Source organism: Cellulomonas citrea (assembly GCF_009829685.1).
Classification (GTDB): domain Bacteria; phylum Actinomycetota; class Actinomycetes; order Actinomycetales; family Cellulomonadaceae; genus Cellulomonas; species Cellulomonas citrea.
Genome location: NZ_VWSD01000354.1, coordinates 1 through 624 on the forward strand (window position 1 = coordinate 1; position 624 = coordinate 624).

Here is a 624-nt window from a genome sequence, read left to right on the forward strand (position 1 = left end):
ATCGAGCAGGCGAAGAAGGCCCTCCCGGCCTAATTTCCACTCGACGCAATTCGAAGAGGGCGTCCCGTTTCGGGGCGCCCTTTTTCGTGCCGACTTGTCGCAAACTTACAAGCTGATACTATGGCCTCCGCTTGTGGGGGAGACGATGTCCGGGAATTGTCGGCTAGATGTCAAATTCTACGCGCCTCCGGCCGACCTCGCGCCCTGCTTCACAACCTTCTACCGCCTGGAAGTCGAACCGCTCGGTTGCGACTATGTGGAGGATTACCTCCAGCCCGAATGGGCGAATCTGCGGTTCTTCTTCGGCAATCCGCCTTATGCCAGGGTCATGGACGGGCCCGAGGTCGACGGCTGCCGCTTTCAGGCGACGGGGCCGAGTTCACGACCGGCCTATTTTCGCCTCGGCCAGACGCGGATGTGGGGCGTAGGTCTGCTCCCGCTGGGATGGGCGCGGTTCGTTGGCGTTCCGGCCTATGAATACGCCAATACGGTCTCCGACGGAGAATGCTCTGAGATCTTTGCACCCTTCGCGCCGCTTGCCGAGGAGTTGTTCGATCACGAACCGGATGACGAGCGCGAATTCCGCCATCTGATCGAATTCTTCCGCGGCCTTCCCGGACCGCT

At 60.9% G+C, this 624-nt stretch carries 1 protein-coding gene; it reads left to right on the forward strand.

The window, feature by feature from the left end; all coding sequences use genetic code 11:
* Positions 1 to 133: 133 nt before the first annotated feature.
* A partial coding sequence (locus tag F2B26_RS16685) for a hypothetical protein (RefSeq protein WP_201292816.1) occupies positions 134 to 624 on the forward strand: 491 nt, incomplete at its 3' end.